Source organism: Paenibacillus oceani, from assembly GCF_014705615.1.
In the GTDB taxonomy this organism is placed as follows: domain Bacteria; phylum Bacillota; class Bacilli; order Paenibacillales; family NBRC-103111; genus Paenibacillus_AB; species Paenibacillus_AB oceani.
Genome location: NZ_JACXJA010000027.1, coordinates 1 through 23132, shown reverse-complemented (window position 1 = coordinate 23132; position 23132 = coordinate 1). Strand labels below are relative to the sequence as shown.

Annotated in this window: 22 protein-coding genes and 6 tRNA genes; 6 read left to right on the top strand and 22 right to left on the bottom strand. The window is 50.7% G+C overall.

Annotation, left to right across the window (positions count from 1 at the left end; genetic code table 11):
• Window positions 1–73 precede the first annotated feature (73 nt).
• From IDH45_RS19250 to IDH45_RS19235, 4 genes are all read right to left on the bottom strand, one after another.
• Window positions 74–1267, bottom strand: a complete 1194-nt coding sequence (locus IDH45_RS19250; RefSeq protein WP_190929752.1) for a coenzyme F420-0:L-glutamate ligase — start codon at window positions 1265–1267, stop codon at window positions 74–76.
• 429 nt (window positions 1268–1696) lie between these two features.
• Window positions 1697–2353: a fibronectin type III domain-containing protein gene (locus IDH45_RS19245; RefSeq protein WP_190929751.1), complete on the bottom strand. Its 657-nt coding sequence runs from the start codon at window positions 2351–2353 to the stop codon at window positions 1697–1699.
• Between the two features lie 84 nt (window positions 2354–2437).
• On the bottom strand, window positions 2438–2782 hold the full coding sequence (locus IDH45_RS19240) for a hypothetical protein (RefSeq protein WP_190929750.1): 345 nt from the start codon (window positions 2780–2782) through the stop codon (window positions 2438–2440).
• A 3-nt stretch (window positions 2783–2785) separates the two neighbouring features.
• A complete protein-coding gene (locus tag IDH45_RS19235) occupies window positions 2786–4159 on the bottom strand; it encodes a cytochrome P450 (protein ID WP_190929749.1) in 1374 nt (457 codons plus the stop codon).
• A 143-nt stretch (window positions 4160–4302) separates the two neighbouring features.
• Between IDH45_RS19235 and IDH45_RS19230 the strand changes: the two genes are divergently transcribed.
• On the top strand, window positions 4303–4944 hold the full coding sequence (locus IDH45_RS19230; protein ID WP_190929748.1) for a TetR/AcrR family transcriptional regulator: 642 nt from the start codon (window positions 4303–4305) through the stop codon (window positions 4942–4944).
• Between the two features lie 145 nt (window positions 4945–5089).
• Here IDH45_RS19230 and IDH45_RS19225 read toward each other — a convergent pair whose 3' ends face one another.
• From IDH45_RS19225 to coxB, 11 genes are all read right to left on the bottom strand, one after another.
• Entirely contained in the window at window positions 5090–6370 is a 1281-nt protein-coding gene (locus IDH45_RS19225) for an ABC transporter permease (RefSeq protein ID WP_190929747.1), read from the bottom strand.
• Window positions 6363–7265 carry an ABC transporter ATP-binding protein gene (locus tag IDH45_RS19220; protein ID WP_190929746.1) on the bottom strand — a complete coding sequence of 301 codons (903 nt, stop codon included), beginning with the start codon at window positions 7263–7265 and terminating at the stop codon, window positions 6363–6365. Before IDH45_RS19220 ends, IDH45_RS19225 begins: the two co-directional genes overlap by 8 nt.
• The gene (locus IDH45_RS19215; protein ID WP_190929745.1) at window positions 7262–8170 is read right to left on the bottom strand and encodes an ABC transporter ATP-binding protein; all 909 of its coding nucleotides are present in this window, start codon (window positions 8168–8170) and stop codon (window positions 7262–7264) included. The genes IDH45_RS19220 and IDH45_RS19215 overlap by 4 nt, the downstream gene beginning before the upstream one ends.
• On the bottom strand, window positions 8167–8592 hold the full coding sequence (locus IDH45_RS19210) for a GntR family transcriptional regulator (RefSeq protein ID WP_190929744.1): 426 nt from the start codon (window positions 8590–8592) through the stop codon (window positions 8167–8169). Before IDH45_RS19210 ends, IDH45_RS19215 begins: the two co-directional genes overlap by 4 nt.
• Window positions 8593–8628: 36 nt before the next feature.
• A complete protein-coding gene (locus IDH45_RS19205; RefSeq protein WP_190929743.1) occupies window positions 8629–9345 on the bottom strand; it encodes a hypothetical protein in 717 nt (238 codons plus the stop codon).
• Window positions 9346–9535: 190 nt separating this feature from the next.
• Window positions 9536–10000 carry a DUF420 domain-containing protein gene (locus IDH45_RS19200; protein ID WP_190929742.1) on the bottom strand — a complete coding sequence of 155 codons (465 nt, stop codon included), beginning with the start codon at window positions 9998–10000 and terminating at the stop codon, window positions 9536–9538.
• A gap of 17 nt (window positions 10001–10017) precedes the next feature.
• The gene (gene ctaG, locus IDH45_RS19195) at window positions 10018–10908 is read right to left on the bottom strand and encodes a cytochrome c oxidase assembly factor CtaG (RefSeq protein ID WP_190929741.1); all 891 of its coding nucleotides are present in this window, start codon (window positions 10906–10908) and stop codon (window positions 10018–10020) included.
• A 281-nt stretch (window positions 10909–11189) separates the two neighbouring features.
• Window positions 11190–11510, bottom strand: coding sequence for a cytochrome C oxidase subunit IV family protein (locus IDH45_RS19190; protein ID WP_190929740.1), 321 nt, complete (start codon window positions 11508–11510; stop codon window positions 11190–11192).
• A gap of 3 nt (window positions 11511–11513) precedes the next feature.
• Entirely contained in the window at window positions 11514–12131 is a 618-nt protein-coding gene (locus IDH45_RS19185) for a cytochrome c oxidase subunit 3 (protein WP_190929739.1), read from the bottom strand.
• Window positions 12128–13975 (bottom strand): cytochrome c oxidase subunit I, encoded by a 1848-nt coding sequence (gene ctaD / locus IDH45_RS19180; RefSeq protein WP_190929738.1) that lies wholly within the window; start codon window positions 13973–13975, stop codon window positions 12128–12130. Before ctaD ends, IDH45_RS19185 begins: the two co-directional genes overlap by 4 nt.
• A 104-nt stretch (window positions 13976–14079) precedes the next feature.
• Window positions 14080–15159 (bottom strand): cytochrome c oxidase subunit II, encoded by a 1080-nt coding sequence (gene coxB, locus IDH45_RS19175; protein WP_190929860.1) that lies wholly within the window; start codon window positions 15157–15159, stop codon window positions 14080–14082.
• A gap of 365 nt (window positions 15160–15524) precedes the next feature.
• Between coxB and IDH45_RS19170 the strand changes: the two genes are divergently transcribed.
• From IDH45_RS19170 to IDH45_RS19150, 5 genes are all read left to right on the top strand, one after another.
• Window positions 15525–16208 carry a hypothetical protein gene (locus IDH45_RS19170; protein WP_190929737.1) on the top strand — a complete coding sequence of 228 codons (684 nt, stop codon included), beginning with the start codon at window positions 15525–15527 and terminating at the stop codon, window positions 16206–16208.
• Between the two features lie 500 nt (window positions 16209–16708).
• Window positions 16709–17518 carry a flagellar motor stator protein MotA gene (motA, locus tag IDH45_RS19165; RefSeq protein ID WP_190929736.1) on the top strand — a complete coding sequence of 270 codons (810 nt, stop codon included), beginning with the start codon at window positions 16709–16711 and terminating at the stop codon, window positions 17516–17518.
• A complete protein-coding gene (gene motB / locus IDH45_RS19160; RefSeq protein WP_190929735.1) occupies window positions 17490–18299 on the top strand; it encodes a flagellar motor protein MotB in 810 nt (269 codons plus the stop codon). Before motA ends, motB begins: the two co-directional genes overlap by 29 nt.
• A gap of 141 nt (window positions 18300–18440) precedes the next feature.
• A complete protein-coding gene (locus IDH45_RS19155; RefSeq protein ID WP_317891238.1) occupies window positions 18441–19013 on the top strand; it encodes a guanylate kinase in 573 nt (190 codons plus the stop codon).
• A gap of 77 nt (window positions 19014–19090) precedes the next feature.
• A complete protein-coding gene (locus IDH45_RS19150; RefSeq protein WP_190929734.1) occupies window positions 19091–20227 on the top strand; it encodes a conserved virulence factor C family protein in 1137 nt (378 codons plus the stop codon).
• Window positions 20228–20787: 560 nt separating this feature from the next.
• Here IDH45_RS19150 and IDH45_RS19145 read toward each other — a convergent pair.
• The 7 genes from IDH45_RS19145 to IDH45_RS19115 form a co-directional block, all read right to left on the bottom strand.
• Window positions 20788–22176, bottom strand: coding sequence for a DEAD/DEAH box helicase (locus tag IDH45_RS19145; protein WP_190929733.1), 1389 nt, complete (start codon window positions 22174–22176; stop codon window positions 20788–20790).
• A 154-nt stretch (window positions 22177–22330) separates the two neighbouring features.
• Window positions 22331–22401: transfer RNA gene (locus IDH45_RS19140), tRNA-Gly, on the bottom strand.
• A gap of 11 nt (window positions 22402–22412) precedes the next feature.
• A tRNA-Pro gene (locus IDH45_RS19135) sits at window positions 22413–22486 on the bottom strand.
• A gap of 9 nt (window positions 22487–22495) precedes the next feature.
• Window positions 22496–22575: transfer RNA gene (locus IDH45_RS19130), tRNA-Leu, on the bottom strand.
• 10 nt (window positions 22576–22585) lie between these two features.
• Window positions 22586–22657, bottom strand: a tRNA-Gly gene (locus IDH45_RS19125).
• 171 nt (window positions 22658–22828) lie between these two features.
• Window positions 22829–22912: transfer RNA gene (locus IDH45_RS19120), tRNA-Leu, on the bottom strand.
• 20 nt (window positions 22913–22932) lie between these two features.
• Window positions 22933–23015: transfer RNA gene (locus IDH45_RS19115), tRNA-Leu, on the bottom strand.
• Window positions 23016–23132: the final 117 nt, after the last annotated feature.

Sequence of the window (23132 nt, the reverse complement as noted above, 5' to 3'; positions counted from 1 at the left end):
GATCAGGTGTATACAAGAAGCGGCAGTCCGGAACCTTCATGAGAAGTTCCGAACTGCCGCTTTTTTCTGCATCTTATTTCGTGTAATTATCGAAGTAGCCTTGAATGTACACAATCGGCGTTCCTTTGTCTCCGCTGCCCGAGGTGAGGTCGGATAACGAACCGATCAGATCGGTTAACTGCCGCGGGGTCGTGCCTTGCGATTCCATAGCGCCGACCAGATCCGCTTCCTTGTTCGTAATGAACTCGGAGATCGCCTGCTTCAATTCCTCGCCGCGCAGACCGGCAAAGTTGTTGTCCGCCAAATATTTCAGCTTCACCTCGTTCGGTGTCCCGTTCAGACCGGCCGTATAGGCAGGGGATACTACAGGATCGGCCAATTCCCATATTTTACCTACCGGATCTTTAAAAGCCCCGTCCCCGTAGATCATCACTTCGACCTGCTTGCCCGTCTTCTCGTGAAGTGTCTGCTGAATCCGGTCCACCACCGGCTGGCAATCGCGCGGGAACAATTTCACACTTTCCTCCGTCGATTTGTTGGAGCCCAGCAAGCCGTACGATTCGTTATAGCCGCTTCTGTCAACCGGGGAAGACAAGATCTCATCGAGGCTGTACACCTTCTGTCCGCCGTTTGCCTTCAGAATGCGCTTCGTCCGGAATCGCGAATGAATATCGCAAGTCAGAACGTCCTTCGTGTACTCCAGAATCGTCTTCGGATGGTTGGAGAAAATGACTTCGCATTCCGCGCCCGCATCCTCGATCAGCGATTTGTAGTACGTGATGTAATCGACGCCTGTGAAGCGGTGTTTGTTATAACCGAAAGCTTCACGGAACTGCGCTTCGGTCAATACATCCGTCCAAGGGTTAATCCCTTTCTCATCCAGCAGATCCATATCCACCAGCTGGTTGCCCACCTCGTCGGACGGATAGCTGAGCATGAGCACGATTTTTTTGACGCGTTTCGCGAGGCCGCGCAGCACAATCGAGAACCGGTTGCGGCTCAAAATCGGGAAAATCACGCCAATCGTGGCGTCATCGCCAAATTTGGCACACACATCGGCTGCAATATGATCAATCGTCGCGTAGTTGCCTTGCGCGCGCGCAACTATCGATTCGGTAACGGTTACAATATCTTTGTCCCTGATGGCGAAGCCTTCTATGGACGCGGCCTTCAATACGCTGTCTACTACGATATCTTCAATGCAGTCCCCTTTATTAATAATGGGACAACGAAGCCCTCTAACAACCGTTCCAACCACTCTTTCCACTCTGATCGCTCCCAACAACAAATTGAATAAAGTGTCACTCCTGTACCATACCCTATATGTCCACTATAAGTAAAATGAACATATTCGATATCAGCTATAAACTCGATTTATAGCCCACTTCAAATAGACCCCTGAAAGATCATCCAGAGACCTTTAATGCCACTGTATTAATCTAGCCACAAATCGTCCGAGAATGCAAGAAAACCAGTCGAATCCGGATTGGATTTGACTGGTTGGCCGGCTCGTATCGGAATCGGATGCGGCTCGCTTCCCTTTATTCTTCTTCGAACAATTTCTCGCCGCGATGGAGCCGCCATGCAATTTTTTGCCATAAAGCGCTGGTAGGATTACCCGGCGGGGCGGTAGCCGCCTTACTTCATTTATTCCGCTTGCATTCACAGCCAGGTAGCGGACAGGAGCAGCGGGACCTTACGGCGTCGTAAAGCTGAATACGGCATTCGAAGCCGTGGAGCCGTTCGCATTATTCGCAATCACTTTCCAATAGTACGTCGTGTTGGGCTGCAGCTGGTTGACTTCATGTGTTGTAGCGGTTACGGTCGTATTTACGATCGGCAGCGTAAATGCGACATTGTCGGCAACGATGACGGTATAGGAGTCCGCACCGAAAGGTGCGAACATCTTCCCGGCGATCTGCTGCGTCCAGTTCAGCGTTACGGCTGTTGAAGCAAGCGCAGCCTGATCGGCAGGCGCCGTTAAAGCAAACGTCCCCGGGGCCGCCCCGATAATATCTATATGGGCGACATCCACGTTATTGCCGCTGACAGCGCTATTGTTATGGATCGTTACGGTATGGGTGCCAGCTGTAATCGTACCTAGATTTCCGTTGTAGTTGTTCCACGAACTGACCGGGCTTACAGATGAGTTTGGAACGACCTGACCGTCCACCTTGATCTGAAATTTAGGCGCTGCCCCTTCGCCGTAAGCGCGAATGGAATAGTCGTATTCACCCGTCTCCGGGAAGTTAACGGTCCAACTAGCCGCCCCGGACATCCAAATTTTGCCCCAGCCATCGGGAGTATTCGTTACGCTGCCCGGATAGGCGGTTGCATCTTTCCTCTCGTTCATACCAGCCCGACCTCTGCAGCGATTTCATGAATTTTCTTGTTTGTCGTCTTGAGCAGCAGCTTCGCTTTGTTGATTCACGTTTCATTAATATATTCCAACAGCCCCATGGCCCGTCATCTGCTTGTACATTCTTGACAAATACGGGGGACTTAAATAAACGAATTCGGCCACCTTCACGCCGAGCTCGCCAAAATAACGGATCATATCTTCCAAGCTTGCGGTGCTGATATCCGGGCTTGTCAGCTTTTCTGTCTGGACAGCGGAACCGATCGCATCGACGGCGAGCAGTTCCCTTCTGTTCAGATAAGCAAGGAAAAAAGCACATAAGCGGGAAAATAGCTCCAAGCCGAGCCACTTGCCTTCCGCTTTCGCGATTAATTGCTCATCGAAAGCAAATATGGCTACGATTGAGACTTTGGGCGAGTTCATTTCTTAGAATTCGATCAGTTGATTTATGGTGCCTCGTACCGATTCCCGTTCGAACCTTCCGTCCAGCTGACCGATCCGTAATGGCATCCCGTGAACAGGCCGCATCATCAGATTGGGGCTGATTCTTGCATTACGGACAACCGATAAACGGTACCGTTGAAGAAGTACAGCAAGTACGATCTTGAGCTCCTGCATCGCAAAATGCCAGCCGATACACATGTGCAGTCCCGCGCTGAACGGCAAATATTCAAATGCCGATGGTTTGATAGTTTCCCACCGCTGCGGCTTGAACCGGCCCGGCTCTTTGTACAGTTCCGGTAACCGATGTGTGATCAACTGGCTAAAAAAGACGTTAGTGTGCTCCGGCAGAGCATATCCGCCCAGCTCACAAGGAGCCGCGGTAATTCGGGTACCGATACTGGCCGGAGGCAGCAGACGCAAGCTCTCTTTGACCACACTGTCAAGCAGCGATAGCTTGCTTAACTGCTCCAAAACAGGCGGGCTGCCGCCAAGCACGGCATTCAACTCATCCATAACGCTCGAATGGATATCCGGGTGCTGGATGAGCAGAAAAAGCGCCCAAGTCAAGGCGTTAGCAGTTGTTTCATGGCCGGCGACGTACAGTGAGAACGTATGCCCGATTAGCTCTTCGTCCGTTAATGTTGTGCCATCTTCATCATGCGCTCGAACAAGAGCAGCAAGTACGTCAGTTGCGCCCTGTTCCCGCCGTTTCTCATGAATCATGGAACGAATCCGCGCATGGAGCTGCTCCGCAATCCGCGAAGCGCGATGATAAGGAGTGAAAGGAATATTGACGGGTGCGAGAGTGACAAGCAAGAGAGACCGCGTCATTCGGGAGATCAGCGTTCCCATCTGATCCATACCTTCCTCATCCTGCACGCCAAATAGCGTCTTCACAGCGATACGCTGTGTCAGCTTTTTCATTTCGGTGTTCAAGTCGATCTCTGACCTCCCCCTCCATTCGTCAGCTAACCGCTCCGTTATCATCGCCATATCGTGACCGTACTGTACAATTTGATCACGTTGGAAGGCAGGCTGCATAAGACGACGATGCTGTCTATGCTTTTCGCCGGACATGAGCACCAGGTTATGGTAGAATAATTCCCCCATTACTGTGTCTTTAGGGATCTTAACAAATGCCGAACTGACGTCGAAAAAATCCGGATTCGTCAATATTTGATGGTTCATCTCAGGACCAAAAGCAAAAACAGTTGATGGCTTGTCGCCTTGACCTAAGGCGGAGAGACTACCATACGTTTCATACAGCCATCGCTGAAATACAAACGGACTACGGAAGAAGTGGAACATGTTCAATCTCCAGCCTAAAACTGAACGCGGACCAGGTATGCGGTTCATACTCACACATCCTTTATGTTTTGTAATATATTAATTCATATCATTCATAATACAACCATAATGGACTTTGAGCAACACTATTTTGTAATCGATGAATTGTATCATTACAAAACATTGTGTATAGTACTACTTGGGGTGAGCATATGAACGGCTATCAATTGCGCACAGTAAAGAAGAAAGAGCAAATTATGAGGGCAACATTTGACTTGATCTGCAAATTCGGAATAGAAAAAACGAGTATTGCGGAAATATCCAAGCTGGCCAAAGTATCTCCCGTCTCCATCTATAATTATTTCGGCAACAAGGAAGAACTTGTGCGGATGACACTGATCGATCTCATGAACAAAACCATGAGCAAGTATGAGGAATTGTTAGAGAGAATGATCCCTTTTCAAGAAAAAATGGAATTTTTTTTGCGCGAACGGGGTGAAATGGCGGAATGCTTGAGCATGGATCTTGTTCAAGTCAGCAGCGAGCCGGTGGTTCGTGAGCAAATCGAGGCGTTCTACAAGGAGCGTACGATTCCTTTTTTCATTAAATTGATCGAATTAGGTAAACAAGAAGGTTGTATCGACCCGAATCTTTCAATGGAAGCGGTATTACTTTATATTCAAATGTTTAAAGAAGTGCTGGCTGGACCAGGATTTATGGAACAGTCGAGCCCTACGATTCTTCAAGATATCGATCGCCTTTTCTACTACGGATTGATCGGAAAACCGCGGGTTACCGGAAGCGAAGATGACGTAGAGAGTGTCCGAAATGAATACCCCTTAAACAAACACTGAAAATTAAAAAAGCCTGTAAGATCAAGGCTTTTGATCATACTGGCTCTATTTTTAGTCTCATTCGTAAATATAAAAAGTCTCATTTGTAGCTATAATCGGTCTCAGTTGTAACCATTACTCACACTCACAATGTAAAGGCCTATCCTCAAACCTTAAAAGCCTTCATCGCTTTCCGGAGCTCTTTAAACGAAGGACGCTTGCCATACATCAGCACGCCAACCCGGTAAATTTTCGCAGCGAGCCAGCCGAGCAGGAACATCGTAGCTGCCGTCACACCGATCGAGAGCCAGATTTCCCACCAGGCCGGGTCGCTCATCCCGATCCGCAAAAACATAATCAGCGGCGAGAAAAACGGAACGAACGACATGGCGACGACGAACGGCGCATTCGGGCTTTGCAGGCCGAACATCGCAATCATAAAGGCTGCGATAATCAGGAACATGACCGGCATGATCGCCTGCCCCACCTCTTCGGTACGGCTGACCAGCGAGCCGACGGCGGCGAAGATCGTAGCGTAGATAAAGTAGCCGAGCAAGTAAAAGATGATAAAATATCCGAGCAGCGACAGCTGGATATCCCCCAGGCTGATGTTCAACTCGCTGATCATTTCTTTATTGTGCGGCATCAGCATGTTGGCCGCCCCGACGACGACGAACACGGCGATCTGAACGAGACCGAGCAGGCAGATGCCGATGATTTTGCCGAACATTTGCTTTAGCGGCGATACGCTGGAGATGAGCACCTCCATGACGCGCGAGCTTTTCTCCGCCGTGATCTCCGTCGCCACCATGTTGCCGTAGCCGATCACCGTCATATACAGCAGGAACAGCAGAGCGTATACGAGCACGTACGCGACAGCCATTTGCGACTCGGTCTTGCCGGTCGTCCCTTCCTGCACTTGAACCGTTTCGACGACAACAGGCGCATTCAGCTTCGTACGCTGCTCGGACGTCAGTCCGAAATCTTTCACGACGATTTCTGCTTTGATCACTTGCAGCACTCGCTTCAGCTTCGATTCCATCGAAAAGTCCATCGAGCTTTTGGAGTTGTAGATCACTTTCGGGAATCCTGCAGCCGGGTCCTCCATGAGCTCCAGGTACCCTTTCACATCACCCGCATCCAGCTTTTCTTTGCCCAGCTTGGCGTTCGCTTCCTTCGATCCGGCATCGCCGAGCATCACGATCTGCAATTCCGGCTCCGGCTGGCTCTCGTAGAAGCTTTTGAGCGAACGCGTCACTTCGGTTTCTTGACCCACGATCCCGACCTTAGCCGCCGAACCGTCTGAAGAAGAGAAATACGAGATGATAGCCGGTAAATTCATAATCACCGTCAGCACGATCGCAAAGATCAAGGTACTCACCGTGAACGCCTTGGCCCGAACCCGATTCATAAACGTAAATTTGATGACCGTCGACAGCTTATTCATGCTGACCACCTACCGTCTTTATAAAAATTTCGTTAAGCGTCGGCTCCACCAGCTGGAACCGGTATACTTCGGATTGAGACGAAGCGACTCTCAGCACTTCCTGCGCCACTTCCGGCCTTCCGATGCGAAGCTCGGTCCACGACTCGCGCACTTCCACCGAGAGCACGCCCGGGATCCGGTCCAGCCCTGTGATCTGCAGCTCCGTATCGAGCAGCACCTTTTCACGCGGGAATGAACGCTTGATCGACTTCAGGCTGCCTTTCAGCACCGTATTCGACTTATGCAGAATGCATATATTTTCGCAAAGCTCCTCGACATGATCCATCCGGTGGCTGGAGAACAAGATCGTTTTGCCTGCCTTGCGCAAATCCGTAACGGTTGATTTCAATAGCTCTACGTTTACCGGGTCCAATCCGCTGAACGCTTCGTCCAGGATCAGAATATCCGGATCATGAATGACGGCCGCAATAAACTGGATCTTTTGCTGGTTCCCCTTGGACAGCTCTTCCACCCGCTTATTGTAATACTCCGGCACTTCGAACCGCTCCAGCCATTCGCGCAAGCTGTTCTCGGCCTTCTGACGAGGGACCCCGCGGAGTTCCGCCAAGTACAGCACCTGCTCGCTCACTTTCACTTTCGGGTAAAGCCCGCGCTCCTCCGGCAAATAGCCAAGCAGCTGGCGAAGCTCGTCGGAATACCCTTGGCCCCTCCACAAAATACGGCCGTCATCCGGGTAGATCAGTCCCAGCACCATGCGCATCGTCGTCGTTTTGCCGGCTCCGTTCGCGCCGAGCAGTCCGAATATTTCACCCTGCCTGACCTCGAAATCGATCTGATTAACTGCTACCTTATCTCCGTAATTCTTGGTCACCTGCTCTACTTTGAGAGGGTTCATACACGTATAGCCCCTTTCCCGTTTGGTTGCTTCCTTTGGGCTGCAATGACGTGATGCAGCACTTCGTCCAGCTCGACCTGCTGACGCTTCACGATGGCGATTCCGGCATCCAAAAGCGCCTGCTCGGCTTGCTGCGCCTGGTTCGTCGTAATTCGCATCAAAGGTCCCTCTTCCCATTCGACCATACCGGGCAGCAGCTCCGGTTCGGGCAACGGCTGACCGACCCAGAACGTTTTCCAGCTATCGACGAGCGAATCTTTGTCGGTATATTCGAGCAGCTGTCCTTTATGAATGATCGCCACATAATCGGCAAGCCGCCGCACTTCTTCGATCGTATGCGTGGCCATTATGACCGAGCGGTTTCCGGCGGCCATGTATTGGCCGATCTCCTCCAGCATAATCCGCCAGGCATAAGGATCGAGTCCCGAGGACGGCTCGTCGAGCAGCAGCAGGTCCGGCTCCTGAGCGAGTGCCAGACTGAACAGCAGTCGGCGCTTCATCCCTTTGGACAACACTTTCACATTCGTCTTCGGATCGATTTCGAACCGTTCGGCAAGCGACAACCACTTGGCTTGATTCCAGGTCGGAAACCACCGCGAATGAAAAGCTACAAGCTCGCGCACTCTCCAACCGGCCTCTTCGGAGTAAGACGATTCCGGCACATAGCCGATGCGCCGCTTCACGTCTACTTCGAAGTCCTCGTATCGCTTACCGAACACTTCGATCGTTCCACGGTCCGGCAATACTGTATTCATCATCATCTGAAACAAGGTCGTCTTCCCCGATCCATTCGAGCCTACCAGCGCTACAATAAGGCCGGGCTCTACGTTCAGCTCGATCGGACCCAACTGGAACGATTCGTATCGTTTCTCCGCACCGTTCACCGATATGACGTACGAGTTCATTCCTGCTTCCCTCCATTTTCCGGTTGCGCTTGTTCCGGTGGCATCCACTTGGCCAGACACTGTTCAAAAATCTGAATCGTCTCTTCCCGCGAGCAGTGAACTCTCTTTGCCGTCTCGATTGCTGCGCGAAACCCTTCGATCACGGCATCCGCCCTATATTGTTCCCTCTCGGTCACACCCACGGAGGCTACGAACGTTCCCGTTCCTTGCCGGGTGCGAAGCAGCCCTTCTCCCTCGAGGTCCTGATACACTCTTCGAATCGTTATAATGCTGCAACCGAGCTCCTGTGCAAATTCTCGTATGGACGGGAGCAATGTGCCTTCCGGCAGATGGCCGCTTAGTATTAAAGATCGGAGCTGAACTTCAATCTGATGGTACATCGGTTCCGCCGATTCCGCCGAAACCTGAATTGGGATGCGCACAACGTTACCTCCTTCCGCTTGCTGCCGCTGTCAGCGTCATCTCGCGTACTCCCGTCTGCGGATTTTATCATTCGTCATCCTGCCCCAGAACCAGCCCCAAAGCGCCGTAATCACCAGACAAAAGACGGCTGCGAGCAGACCCGCTTTTTGGGCGAAGATTACCGAATGCTCCACAAGACCGAAGTTCCAATACCAGCAGAGCCCGCTAACTACCATGTACCCGGCAACCGAGATCATACAAAACCAAAAGTATGACTTTCCGGAGCCGCTCAGCTCCTTATAAGCAAACACCATCGATGAGCAAGCTCCAACGCACATCCATAATACGGCGAACGAGATATATTCCGTCACTGTAAGTATGTCATCCAACAGACTGATGAAATAAAGCGGTATGAATAAGATCGCAGACATAATCAACAAGTTGATTCCAATCTGTACGTACCGGGCCCATACCAGCTCCTTGGTGCTGATGGGCAGGGACCGCAAGTACAGCAGCTTCTTGGTGAACACATCGCTCTGCCAGTAACTGCGATACTCCCCGCTCATTACGAATCCGATACAGCTCAGGCTGCACAGAAACATAAGATCCGCCAGAAAACCTACCCCGCCCCGATTCCCCGTCGTCTCGAACAAGTCGGTAACGATGAAGGAGCCGAAAAAACAAAAGTAAATGTACATAAACGCGGAAATGATATATCCCCACTTCGCCCTTTTCATATCCGCCTTAACGATAAACCATATGTTGCTCCACATCCGGCATCACCTTTCGATGTAGTGTGCATACTGTGTATATTTATATTAACAGTATACCCACTTATTTTTTAGATTTCAAGTTTATTTTTCAATTTCCGGTCTGTTTCCATCGAAAAAAAGCCCATCCCGGCGAAAATCCGCCAAGACAGGCTTAGTTAACTTGTCCATCCGCTGCATCCGCAATCCCGAATCAGAGACCCGCTCCGAAGATCGCGTCGAGAAGCGGTTTCGTATCGCCGCCCGGATAGATCCAATACAGCAGCAAATATACCGTCGCCCCTGTAATCGCCGTGATAAACCATACGATCGACGTGATCGGTCCAATTTTCCGGTGCTTCGCCAGCTGATTGGTGAATCCCCATCTTAAAGTAATGATCCCGAGCACACCGCCCACGGTGGCCAGCGTAATATGGAACAGCAGGAAAACGAGATAAAAGATTTTAACGTTATGCGGTCCGCCAAACTCCGTGTTGCCGGAAATAAATGTACGTGACACATATACGATAAAAAACAGCGTTGCAAATGCGGCCGCCCACATCATTAATTTGCGATGACCGGCGATATTGCGCTTCGCGATTTGAATCCAGCCGAGTGCGACGAAGATGGCGCTTATTACGATAAACGAAGTGCTTATAGTCGGTAAAATCGTCCCCATGTTCTACATCCTCTCCACTACAAAACCGGTTCCGGCTCCAGATCGTCCTTCTTCCGTTCCCGGACGTACCAGTTGAAAAAGATATACGCAAGTGCGGCACCATATGTGATCTCTTGCATAATTTTCATGATAACTCCGCCGAGCTGCTGATCTTCCCGCGAATCGAAGATTGCGAAAAATTCAGGTCCCGAGAAGTTGGCGAGCAGTTCCTGCGAATTAGCCGGCACGCAGTAGCCCATCGCCGTAGCCCACATTTGCGGGTCGTTGTACGTGGCATATACGGCCGTGTTGGCAAAAATGATGAGCGCACAAGCCGGAGTGATCAGCACGCCGTTAGCGAATATAAACGCCATCTTCTTCAGTTCACTCAGCCGTCCATATTCCGGCAGCGGCGATACGATCGGCCACCACATCATAAAGGAAGTGAGCAGCAGAACGAAAAAGTAGATCGTGTGCACCGTATAATGGGTCATCACATAATCGTGAATAGCCGGCAGATGATAAAAGGAAAACAACATGTTAAAGGTTACTACAGCTATTAAAGGCTTTGTCAGCGTATTGATAATGGCACCAACCGGCTTTATATTCATCACGGGCCGGATCATCCAGGCCGGTATCCCGATTAATATAAGCGGTGGCGCAACCAGATAAGCAAGCGACATGGCCGTCATATGCGCACTGAATATTAAATGCCCGAGCAGTTCCAGCGGACCGCCGTCAGCCAAGTAATAGATGGTGATCCCAAGAAGAAACATAGTCTTTTTGCTTCTCGATACCGGCTCGCTATCCGCAAACAACGAACGCTTCGGTCCGATTAGGATCAGGTAACCTACTCCGATCGCTATCATTAAAGCCAGTTTCCAAGGGCTCCATAATTCGGCAAAAGAAAAGTACTGCAAGCCTAACACAGCTTTCCCTCCTATCTTCGTTTTCCATGCGGATGATTTATACTTGGAGTTAGTTGCTCGCCGTCATGAAAAACGCACTTCATTCCGTGCCATTATATCACGGCTGGCTTCTATCTCCAACAACCATACAAGAAGAGCCGCACCTTACATAATCCCCCACAAATTGGGGCTTTGGCTTCGATGCTGATCCAGGTATTTGGTGGGAACCGCGAATCCGTAATCACTCTACACATTCAAAAAAAAGGGGGGCTTTTTTTTGTCAAAAAAGTCCCCCCGGCTTATTACCACCATATCATATACACGGCTGCTGCCACTCCGGTTAGAGCGACGATCAATCCTGAAGCGATTCCTACGATTGCAAATCCGTGTCCGCGGTCCTTCATGTGCATCCAGAAAGCAAGCTGGAAAATCACCTGAACAATCGCCAAAACTACTATAAACAAAATCGTAAACGTTTTTCCCATCTCGGCCATTACGATTGCGAACGCGAGCGCAGTCAGGACCAGAGACAAAATAAATGACAAGTAATGGTTTTTCGGGCCCTCATGAACGTGAGGCCGCTTGCTCGTATGTTCCGTAGCGGAATGATGATTGGCTGCCATGTTCTAGCCCACCTTTCCCATCAAGTATACGACGGTGAAAATGAAAACCCATACTACGTCGATAAAGTGCCAGTACAGTCCGAATACGTAGAGCTTCGGAGCCGTAACCACCGTCAGTCCTTTTTTGGTCATTTGCAGCAAAAGGGCGATGAGCCACAAAAGCCCGAACGCTACGTGAGCGCCGTGGAAACCGACCAGTGTGTAAAAGGCTGAACTAAATGCGCTAGTCGAGAACGTATGTCCTTCATGCACATATTCAAAGAACTCGTAAATCTCAAGGCCCAGGAATGCAAAGCCCAGAATACCTGTGATGATAAACCACAAATAAATTTTCCCTATATCTTTGCGGTGCAGCGCTTGGATTGCCAGTACGCTTGTCATACTGCTGGTCAAGAGAAGCAGGGTGGCGGCTCCCACCATGCCAAGCTTGAACAATTCATCGGCGGCCGGGCCGTCTCCGATCTGATTCCGCAATCCGATAAACACCGCGAACAAACTACCGAAGAGAACCGTTTCTCCGCCAAGGAACAACCAAAAGCCGAGTATCTTATTGCGTCCTTCCAGAGTCGCTGATTCCGGTTGGTCAGGCAAGTTCTTGCCGGTCAATTCAGCGTGATTCATACCTTCGCCCCCTTATCCTGCAGCTCTTCGACTTCGATGTGGTAGCCGTGATCGTCATAGAGCGAACGAAGGAGCATGCATACGAGAGTGACAAGAATGCCGCCTGCGGCTACATAATAGTTGTGATACATGAACCCGAAACCTGCAATGAACAATCCGAGCGACATAACAAACGGCAAAATCGTCGGATTCGGCATATGAATCGCACTGATTGGTTCTGCAGGAGTCATTTCCTTGCGGCCTTCCATTTTCTCTTTGAACAGCGGGTCCAATCCGCGGACAAGCGGAAGCTGCTTAAAGTTGTACTCCGGTGCCGGAGAAGGAATTGCCCACTCCAGCGTACGGCCGTCCCAAGGATCGGCAGGAGCGTTTTTCGGTTTCATCGATGTAATGAGGATGTTCAGAAGCACAAAGATTGTACCAACCCCCATCAAGATGGCGCCGATCGTACTGATAAAGTTAAACGTATCGAACTCTTGTCCGGGCAAGTAGGTGTATACCCGGCGCTGCATCCCCATCAGACCGAGGAAATGCTGCACGAAGAACGTCAAGTGGAAACCGATGAAGAACGTCCAGAACGACAACTTGCCGAGCCCTTCGTTCAACATGCGCCCGAACATCTTCGGCCACCAATAGTACAAACCTGCAAACAAACCTAACACAAGACCGCCGACAATTACGTAATGGAAGTGCGCTACAACAAAGTAAGTATCATGATACTGGAAGTCAGCCGGCGGCGATGCAAGCATGACCCCGGTCATACCGCCCATAACGAACGTCGGAATGAAACCCAAGGCGAACAAGCTTGCCGTCGTGAAACGAATATGTCCGCCCCACAAGGTGAACAGCCAGTTAAAGATTTTAATACCGGTAGGTACTGCAATCAACATCGTAGCGATGGAGAACAAAGCATTGGCGACCGGACCGAGGCCAACCGTAAACATATGGTGAACCCAAACCATGAAGCCCAGGAAGCCGATAATAACAGTTGCGAACACCATAGCGCTGTAACCGAACAGACGCTTGTTGGAAAACGTACTGATAACTTCGGAGATAATACCGAAGGCCGGCAAAATCAGAATGTAAACTTCGGGGTGCCCGAAGATCCAGAACAGATGCTGCCAAATGACGACGTTACCGCCGGCGCTTATATCGAAGAAGTTGGCTTCGAACAGCCGGTCGAACATAAGCAGAACAAGTCCTACCGTAATGGCCGGGAACGCGAGCAAGATCAGACCCGACGTAATAAAAGATGCCCAAGTAAAGAGCGGCATACGCATGAAAGACATACCAGGCGCACGCATGTTAATAATGGTGACGAGGAAGTTAATGCCCCCGATCAGCGTACCGATACCGGCTATCTGCAGACCGAGAACGTAGAAGTCGATACCTTTACCGCTATATTGCGGTGAAGAGGACAATGGCGTATAAGCCGTCCACCCTGCATCAGGCGCTCCTTCCAGAAACCAGCTCACGTTCAGCAGCAGGCCGCCCAGGAAGAACAGCCAGAAGCCGAGTGCGTTCACGAACGGATAAGCAACGTCGCGCGCTCCGATCTGGAGCGGGATGATCGCGTTCATGAAGGCGAAGATAAGCGGCATCGCCGCAAGGAATATCATGGTTGTACCGTGCATAGTCAGCAGCTGGTTGAACATCGATGCATCGATAGCATCGTTCATCGGTTTGATCAGTTGAATCCGGATGAGGATGGCTTCCAGGCCGCCAAGCAGGAAGAATAGCGCCCCACCGATTAGATACAGAATCCCGATTTTTTTATGGTCAACGGTTGTGAGCCAATCCATCAGCCCGCTGTACTGCTTTTTAGCCGCATGTGAATGTGCCAACGTATTACCCTCCTAGAACTTTTTCCTCCGATGTGAATTTGGCCTGGCATTCGCCAAATTCACACTCGAAAAAGTTTTACTTCGAAAGCTGCGCAATTACGCGTTTATTTCTGTGTCTGACCGGCCAAGTATTCAACCAACGCATTGATTTGCTGATCGTTCAGATCAAGGCTCTGCTCCATTTTGCTGCCCGGAACATTTTTCGGATTCGGCATCAGGTTGCCCGGTTTAACCGCTTGTGGATCGTCGAGCCAAGTTTTCAAGTTATTCTTCAAATCTTCAGGCGAGCGGTTGATCAAAATTCCGGCAACGGTCGAGCGGTTTGCGTAATCGACCAGGTTAGGGGCCACTTTACCGCCTTCGACTTGCTTAGTCTGGGTATTGTAGATGGCATGGCACGCAAGACATTGATCTTTAAATATTTTCTCGCCTTCCTGAGCCAGAACCGATGTCGGCGCAGCCGTTGGCGATTTCATTCTGCTGATCCAGCGGTCGAATTCCTCCGGCGTAACGGCTTTCACTTTAAATTCCATCAAGGCGTGAGAATCGCCGCACAGCTCGGCGCACTTGCCGTAATAGGTTCCCGGTTCATCCGCTTTCAAGTAATGCATGTTCGTCATGCCCGGGTTCGTATCTTTCTTACCGCCAAGAGCCGGTACCCAGAAAGAGTGAATGACGTCGGCCGATTCCAGATGGAAGGCGATCGTACGCCCGGTTGGAATAATCAGGTCTTGAGAAGTGTTGATCTTCTCGTTCATATATTCGAATTCCCACCAGAATTGGTGTCCGGTTACTTTAACCTGCAGCGCATTAGGATCATTCGAGTAGTCTTTGTCCAATTCGAACGTATACTTAACGGTCGGAATCGCAATGATGATGAGCAAAATGAACGGAATAACCGTCCAGATGATCTCCAGCTTATGATTGCCCTCGACCTGTTTCGGAACGCCGGTTTGTCCTGGACGTTTTCTGAAGCGTACGAGCACGAACACATAAATGATCGCCACGGTGACGAATACACCGATCATCACGATCAAAGAGAGGTAAATGACCGATAATTGCTTCTCCGCAACCGGACCTTTAGGATCCAGCGCCGTCAGATTTTCCAAACCACATCCCGTAAGCACGAACGTCAATAACGCGAAAAGCGGAATCAAACGCCATGCAGACTTCCACCGTCTCATTTTACTCATCAACCCCAATTCTCTGTGTTTAATAGACCGATCAACGCGCTGAGATCAATCTATTAGCGCTATCATGGATGGCCACAATTTGTCAACAAACTTAATCACCCTATTAACTATAAATTCGCGGCATCTTTTTGTCAATCGCAATGGGAAAGTTCACAAATTGTTCTAAATCAACGGTATTCAGCCTTTTTTCCTCCCTCGATTTCTTAGAAAAGGGCTCATAAAGGTTATTTCCATAATACGGCCCCTTTATGCAAAAACGAATGCTTTTTTAGGCAAACCACGCTGCGGCGTTCATGCATAATCCGTCCGAAATAACAAACCCTATAAAGGGACTTTATACGATGAGGAGGTACTTCATGAACCGCCTGACTGTAGTCCGATCGTTGGCCGTCCTCGCCGCCGCTGTCGTCTGGATATCTGCCTGCTCGTATCAGAAGCACTTTGAAGCCGGTCCTTCCGATTACGGCAGCCGGACGGAATCCCACGAGCGTTCCGGGTTTCGGACCTATAACACGCAGCTGAAAGCCGCCGACCACCACAATAACAGTCTTCAGTTCACTCAATCCACCACAGATGCCGTAGACGATATGAAGGGAATACGCAGCTCCTTCGTCTTCGTGACCGACAAAAATGCCTATGTGGCAATCGTGCTGGATAAGACGGCGACCGGGACCAAGGGGAAAGGAACCATTTTGTTCAGCGACCGGACGATCGCTTCGCCCGGAGTGGACGACCATTCCGATGTCTCTTACGTGCTCCCGAAGGGTGACGTCGTAATGGACAAGTACAGCTTCGATACGATTCCGAATCCGCAGGATCTCTCCAGCGAGCTTGTGAAGGAATTGTCCGCCCTTGTAAGGCAGCATCATCCGAATATAACGAACGTCTTCATCTCGGCCAATCAGCAGTTCATTAACCGTATGAGTACCTATGCGCTTGAAGTATGGAAGGGCGGGTCGCTTCAGCCTTACGTTGCGGATTTCAACTCTTTGGTTAAAGATCATTTCGGCGACCACGGCATTATTGAGACGAATCCGTAAGAAAAACGTCTTTTCACCGAGTTTCTTCATCTAAATAAGAATCAATTTCAATGAGAATAGTGGATGCTCCACAACCGCCAAGGCTATAACGCTTTTGGCGTTTTTTTCGTTTGCCGTCGTACATGATTTGCCGGATTTCTTATAATCGTGAACAGAAAGGTCTTGAATCCTACTTTGAGTTCTGCAAGATGAAAGGGCATGGAACAGGTATCCGTACCTCGAACCGAAACCGTTCAGGATGGGTAATGAACAATTAGTCGCCCGAAACTATACGATAACGAATCCGGGATTAGGGAATTTTTCCTACTTACAGCGATTTATCGGCTATCGCTCGGATAGATATGTCCGGACACTTGAGTCTTTCGACAAATATACTCCATACAATTACAATCTATACCTTTTTTGTTTTCTTCCTATGCAGGAATTTGTCGGTATTAATCGAATTATAGTCCTATACAACCAAGCCGTATAGGATGGACTACTTAAGGACGGTGCAACGGATGGAGAAATCAACTGGAATTGGCCTTATACTTGCGCTTATCGCAGTAGGGCTGGGCATGGTGATGAAGGGAGCCAGTCTGGTCTCGCTGGCTAACCCGGCCGCTTTGCTCATTATCATTTTAGGTACGATTGCGGCCGTGTTCATCGCCTTCCCGATGAACGACCTCAAAAAGGTACCGAAGCTGTTCGCCATTTTGTTCAAGCAGCAAAAGCTCGTATCCAAGAAGGAACTGATCCAATTGTTTATTGAATGGGTCACGATTACCCGCCGCGAAGGTTTGCTCGCGCTGGAAAGCAAGGTCGACGAGATCGACGATATGTTTCTGCGCAACGGAATGCGTATGATTATTGACGGCAGCGACCAGGAGTTTATCCACGATGTGCTGATGGAAGAAATATCGGCTATGGAAGAACGGCATCGTTCCGGCGCGCTGATCTTTACTCAGGCGGGTACATATGCTCCAACACTGGGGGTACTCGGTGCTGTCGTCGGTCTGATCGCCGCGCTCAGCAACCTGAACCAGGTCGAACAGCTGGGCCATCTGATCTCGGCCGCCTTCGTGGCGACGCTGCTCGGTATTTTTACTGGCTACGTGCTGTGGCATCCGTTCGCCAACAAACTGAAGCAAATATCCAAGAAAGAAGTCGAGTTGAAGATGATGATGGTAGAAGGCTTGCTGTCGATTCAGTCCGGTATATCCGCTATCGCGATCGAACAGAAGCTGTCTGTCTATTTGCCGCCGTCCGAGCGTTACTCCGACCAAAAAGGAGAGGTAGGCAGTGAACAAGAAGCGCAAGCAGCATCATGAAGACCATATCGACGAGACTTGGCTAATTCCTTATGCGGATCTGCTGACGCTTCTTCTGGCGTTATTCATTATTTTGTTCGCTTCCAGTCAGATGGATTCCAAAAAATACGATTCGATCATGAAAAGCCTGAATTCCGCTTTTACTGGGGGCTCCAGTTTCTTTGATCAGCCTGAGGTCATTCCGCTGATCGACCCTCCCGCTTCGGATATCAAGAAAAAGGATCAGGACGGCAAGTCGGCTCAAGAGATTAAAGCCGAGCAACAGCAGCAGCTGATTCAAAAAGAAACGGCCGAGTTGAAGGAATTGAAACAAAAGATCGATCAATATATTCAGGACAATAACCTGGATACCCAACTGGAAACGAAGCTGACCCACGACATGCTGATGATTACGATTCGGGACAACGCCTTGTTCGCTTCCGGAAGCGCTAATCTGAAAACCGATGCCCAGAAGCTGGCTGTCACGATCTCGGACATGCTGACGCAGTACCCGCAATATCAGATCGAAGTGGCCGGACATACGGATAACGTACCGATCCGAAATGCAGAATTCGATACGAACTGGGATTTGAGCGCCAAGCGTGCGATCAATTTCATGAAAATTTTGCTTCAAAACGACAAGATCAGTGCCGAACGTTTCCGTACGATTGGATATGGAGAGTTCCAGCCGATCGATACGAACGATACAGCCGAAGGAAAAGCCAAAAACCGCCGGGTTGAAGTATCGATTCTCCGCACAATCAAGGAACCGGATACGCTTAGCGTCACCGGCAACCCTTAAGGCATACCTACAAGACCAGAAGAGCTTCCGCTAATGGAGCTCTTCTTTTTTGCATCCTTTGCGAATAGGATAATACATGAAACGTCTTCCGTTCCGGCTTCATAACGAGCGAAACAAACTCTTCTGGAGGAGGAGATCGATGTGCAAAAAACCATTTTCGTATTCACAGGGCCGGACGGTTCCGGACGCAAGACGATCGCCGATATGACGGGAGCGACGCTAGAACTGACCAAAGTGTTATCCTATACGACCCGGGCGAGGCGAGCCGGAGAGCAGGACGGTCAAGATTACCACTTCATTGCTGCGGATTCCTTCCTGGAATCGGAACGACGCGGCGAGTTCGTAGAGAGTGTGCACATCGACGGCCAACTGTACGGAATCAAGCACGCCGACATTTTGCGGTTATGGGAGGAGCACGGATTTGTGTACGTCATCTTGAATCCGGATGGGGCGCGTATATTGAAGCAAGCGTTCGGTCGCTCAGTCGTGAGACTGTTCGTGTATGCAGACCGGCCTTCCGTATTGAAGAGGCAGCGTGACCGCGGAGACAGCGACGAGCTGGTCTCGGCCCGCATGGCCTACTACGACGAAGCGATGTCCGCACTGCCGGAGTGCGAGTATGCGTATGAGAATGTCGACCTGGCCCACACTGTCTTCGCTATATCGAATACGATAGAGCCGTACATGAACCGGCAGCTTCTACAATTGGATTGATCCTATCCCCCGCCAAACCGACGGGGTTTTTTCTTGTTGCATTTTGTGACACAATAGAGGGGAGGAGGGATATACGGATGAGAATCATATCCATCGAACCAACGCCTAGTCCGAACTCGATGAAAATTAACTTAGATGAAGCCTTGCCAAAAGGCGCGATGCGAACGTATACGAAAGCGAACACCGCCATGCCCGTTCCGTTCCGGAGCATTCTGGAAATACCCGGGGTGACCTCCATCTTCCATACCGCCGACTTTATCGCTGTGGATCGGCATCCAAAAGGCGACTGGCAGGCGATTCTCGCAGCTATACGGTCCATACTGGGATCGGACGAGGTTCAGACCTCGGTCGTGCCGGAGAGCATAGATGCCGATTCATTCGGTGAAGCTTCCGTCCTTGTCCAATCGTTTCGTTCCATTCCTATGCAAATACGCGTCCGGTCCGGGGGCGAAGAAGTCCGGAGGGCAATGCCCGAACGGTTCATAGAAGCAGCTATGAACGCCGGCAACGCTTCACCCAATCTGATCAAGGAGCGAAAGCTGGAAGAGATCGGGATTCGCTATGGAGAACTCCAGGAGATAGCCGACCAGATCGTTCAGGAGCTGGATGCGACGTATGACCAGACAAGGCTGAATGAACTGGTGAAAGCGGCCCAATCCGCCGGAGTGGACGGGACAAGCGAGCCTGCGATCCAGCCGGAACTGGGTTTAGCTGAAATCGAACGTCATCTGGATGACCCTGACTGGAAAAAGCGGTACGCCGCCCTTCAGCAAATTAAACCGTCCATGGAGAGCCTGCCGCTGCTGGCCAAGGCGCTGAACGACCCGCAAGCGTCAATCCGGAGACTGGCCTCCGTCTATATCGGCGATATTCGCGAGCCGGAAGTGCTGCCTTATTTGTATCAGGCGCTGCGCGATAATTCTGTGTCCGTCCGAAGAACGGCAGGAGATACGATCTCCGATATCGGAGATCCGGCGGCCATTGATGCGATGACCGAGTCGCTCCGCGATTCGAACAAGCTCGTCCGCTGGAGAGCCGCACGTTTCTTGTACGAGACCGGGGACGAACGTTCGTTGCCGGCACTGCTGGAGGCGGCCGATGATCCCGAATTTGAAGTGCGTATGCAGGTCAAACTGGCTATAGAACGGATTGAAGGCGGAGTAGCAGCCGAAGGTTCCGTATGGCAGCAAATGACCCGAAGGAACGATAACTGATCTGCTAAACACTTTTCTTTTCCGTTGCCCCTCGACGTGTTGACGAAACTGCCGACCCTAGACATCACCTGCTTGCCGCTTTCGGTGAAAATTCTTGCTTGATGTGCGAACAGAACGTGTTCAGTCTCGCCGAATGCGGAACGGATGTCCTATAACAAAATAAGAGGCTTTTGCGCCCTCTATTTTCGGCATATGGGGACGGTTGAAGCGAATAAGAGCGGTTTGGACCCTTTATTCCAGCCAACTGATGGGGAATGTACCCTTTTCGAGGGGATTAGCAGTTCCAAACCACCCTTTTTTCCCCACCCAATCTGGTTTTGGACAAAATAACGGGTACAAACCGCTCCTATTTGCTTCCTTCCCCCGCTTATAGAAGGGCAGCAGAAGATCCAAACCGGCCATCCACCCACACTATGAACGGTTTACGAAACTTGCTGACTCGACAAACATGATGGCCCTGGCCCCTTCTCTGTTTTTCACGGTGAAGAACATGTGCTGATATGTAAAAAAGACGCCTCCAATACCACTAAAGATCGTGGTTAGAAAGCGTCTTTCTCGTGTTATTTGCCTCTGGGCGCTCCGCGGCGACCAGCGCCTGCGAATCCTGGACCGGGACGGTTTTTGCCGGCCCCCCCCCCGAAGGTTGACCGGGAACTTCCCGGTCCTTTGCCGAACCCTTTCGATAAGCCTCTGCCTGCTCCTCCGTCCGCCGATCGCTTCGCCCCTTGGCGGCCCGTATCGGACTTCCGGTATTTCGAAGCGGCCGAATCGGAGCTTTTACGGGAGCCTGCTGGCTTCCCAGCTGTCTTCTTGACCACCTCGCTGGAAAGCAGTCCACCCGTCTGATCACGGCGCGGCAGCTTCATGCCGATCTTGCTTTCCAGCTTCGCCAGTCTCAGACGATCGCGTGCCGTCACGAGTGTAATCGCGATACCGCTCTCCCCTGCTCGTCCGGTACGACCTATACGGTGAATGTACCACTCGAAATCTTGCGGCACATCGTAGTTGAATACATGGGTAACTCCCTCGATATCAAGCCCGCGAGCAGCGATATCTGTCGCAACGAGCACTTGGAGCTTCGCTTCGCGGAACCGCTTCAGGACGAATTCCCGCTTGGCCTGGGACAGATCCCCATGCAACACGTCGGATTCAATGTCCGCTTTTTGCAGCGCTTCGTTCACGACATTCGCCCGGCCTTTGGAACTGCAGAAAACCATCGCCAAGAAAGGACGGTAATGTCCGATCAACTGAATAAGCGTATTGTTTTTTTCCGTTTCCGGCGTTTCGACAGCAGCTTGTTCAATTTCATCTACCGTTACTTGCTTGCCGGCTATTTTCAACTGATCCGGCTTGCGCATGTAGCGCTCCGCCAATTGACGGATCGGTTGAGGCATCGTAGCGGAGAAGAGCATCGTTTGCCGTTTCTCCGAAGCCAGGGCGAGGAGTGTCTCGACTTCCTCCAGAAATCCTCGGCGAAGCATCTCATCCGCTTCATCGACAACAACCAGACGTACGCCGTTGAGGGATAACGTCTCTCTCTTCACATGGTCAAGCAAACGGCCCGGCGTACCGACAACGATCGTCGGCACTTGCTCCAGTTTACGGTTTTGACGGTCTATATCCGTTCCTCCGTAGATCGCCTGCACTCCAGCGCCGACAACCGAAGCCAGTCTTTCCGTTTCTCTGGCAATCTGTACGGCGAGTTCACGGGTAGGCGTAACGATCAGAGCCTGAGTAAACGGCCGATTCGGTTCCACCTTTTCCAAGATCGGGAGCACAAACGCTAATGTTTTGCCCGTCCCCGTCTGGGCTTGTGCCGCTACGTCACGACCTGCGAGCAGCAGCGGGATCGCTTTGGCCTGCACCGGTGTCGGATCAGTAATTCCATAAGCAGCCATCGCTTTCTGGAGCTCCGGGCGAACGCCTAATTTTATAAAATCTTCAGCCATGGTACACCTCTTTCTAAGGACTTGCCGTCCGGCGATTAGCCCGATTATTATGATTCCCACTATACCATACCGCAATTGATGTTCACAAACCGCCGATAAAGGCAGAAAAAAGACTGCCGGCTTCCGCCGACAGTCTTCACTGTGAGTTTACGTAAGCGGGTGATGGGAATCGAACCCACGCTACCAGCTTGGAAGGCTGGAGTTCTACCATTGAACTACACCCGCAAATGAAAAAGTCGGGACGACACGATTTGAACATGCGACCCCCTGGTCCCAAACCAGGTGCTCTACCAAGCTGAGCTACATCCCGATAATATAATGCCGGTGAAGGGACTCGAACCCCCACGGTTTCCCTCACGATTTTGAATCGCGCGCGTCTGCCAATTCCGCCACACCGGCTTAAGGTATAAGCGGACGACGAGATTCGAACTCGCGACCCTCGCCTTGGCAAGGCGATGCTCTACCACTGAGCCACGTCCGCATACGATTCAATCCATGCGTTCAGGATTCTAATTATACACAATCGACGTTCAGGTGGCAATATAAAATTGCATATCCATACGAAGGATTGCATAAGCAGCATCCCAAACTAGGGACAAAATATGGACTGCAACCCTGAGGTTAGAGTCCATACTTGCAAGTAAATCATCAATGCGGTCGAGAGGACTCGAACCTCCACGACTGTTACATCACTAGAACCTGAATCTAGCGCGTCTGCCAATTCCGCCACGACCGCACAATATGAAGTTGATAAAATGCGGTTGAGAGGACTCGAACCTCCACGGGCGTACGCCCACTACCCCCTCAAGATAGCGTGTCTGCCATTCCACCACAACCGCGTATGAAAGAAGGAACAATCATTGTTGTTCCCTGAAAACTGAATGCGAACCGAAGAAGAGAGAGATTGAAACGTTACCTCAAGGGCTCTTGAGGCCTCCACGAAAGTTCGTGAAGTA

What these genes read in the sequence shown, in the direction of transcription:
- IDH45_RS19190 (WP_190929740.1), bottom strand. Translation starts at nt 11,510, where the DNA reads ATGGCAGCCAATCATCATTCCGCTACGGAACATACGAGCAAGCGGCCT.
- IDH45_RS19185 (WP_190929739.1), bottom strand. Translation starts at nt 12,131, where the DNA reads ATGAATCACGCTGAATTGACCGGCAAGAACTTGCCTGACCAACCGGAA.
- IDH45_RS19145 (WP_190929733.1), bottom strand. Translation starts at nt 22,176, where the DNA reads ATGGCTGAAGATTTTATAAAATTAGGCGTTCGCCCGGAGCTCCAGAAA.
- IDH45_RS19225 (WP_190929747.1), bottom strand. Translation starts at nt 6,370, where the DNA reads ATGAATAAGCTGTCGACGGTCATCAAATTTACGTTTATGAATCGGGTT.
- IDH45_RS19230 (WP_190929748.1), top strand. Translation starts at nt 4,303, where the DNA reads ATGAACGGCTATCAATTGCGCACAGTAAAGAAGAAAGAGCAAATTATG.
- IDH45_RS19235 (WP_190929749.1), bottom strand. Translation starts at nt 4,159, where the DNA reads ATGAACCGCATACCTGGTCCGCGTTCAGTTTTAGGCTGGAGATTGAAC.
- IDH45_RS19245 (WP_190929751.1), bottom strand. Translation starts at nt 2,353, where the DNA reads ATGAACGAGAGGAAAGATGCAACCGCCTATCCGGGCAGCGTAACGAAT.
- IDH45_RS19215 (WP_190929745.1), bottom strand. Translation starts at nt 8,170, where the DNA reads ATGAACTCGTACGTCATATCGGTGAACGGTGCGGAGAAACGATACGAA.
- IDH45_RS19220 (WP_190929746.1), bottom strand. Translation starts at nt 7,265, where the DNA reads ATGAACCCTCTCAAAGTAGAGCAGGTGACCAAGAATTACGGAGATAAG.
- IDH45_RS19240 (WP_190929750.1), bottom strand. Translation starts at nt 2,782, where the DNA reads ATGAACTCGCCCAAAGTCTCAATCGTAGCCATATTTGCTTTCGATGAG.
- IDH45_RS19150 (WP_190929734.1), top strand. Translation starts at nt 19,091, where the DNA reads ATGAGAATCATATCCATCGAACCAACGCCTAGTCCGAACTCGATGAAA.
- IDH45_RS19200 (WP_190929742.1), bottom strand. Translation starts at nt 10,000, where the DNA reads ATGGGGACGATTTTACCGACTATAAGCACTTCGTTTATCGTAATAAGC.
- IDH45_RS19170 (WP_190929737.1), top strand. Translation starts at nt 15,525, where the DNA reads ATGAACCGCCTGACTGTAGTCCGATCGTTGGCCGTCCTCGCCGCCGCT.
- coxB (WP_190929860.1), bottom strand. Translation starts at nt 15,159, where the DNA reads ATGAGACGGTGGAAGTCTGCATGGCGTTTGATTCCGCTTTTCGCGTTA.
- motA (WP_190929736.1), top strand. Translation starts at nt 16,709, where the DNA reads ATGGAGAAATCAACTGGAATTGGCCTTATACTTGCGCTTATCGCAGTA.
- IDH45_RS19205 (WP_190929743.1), bottom strand. Translation starts at nt 9,345, where the DNA reads ATGTGGAGCAACATATGGTTTATCGTTAAGGCGGATATGAAAAGGGCG.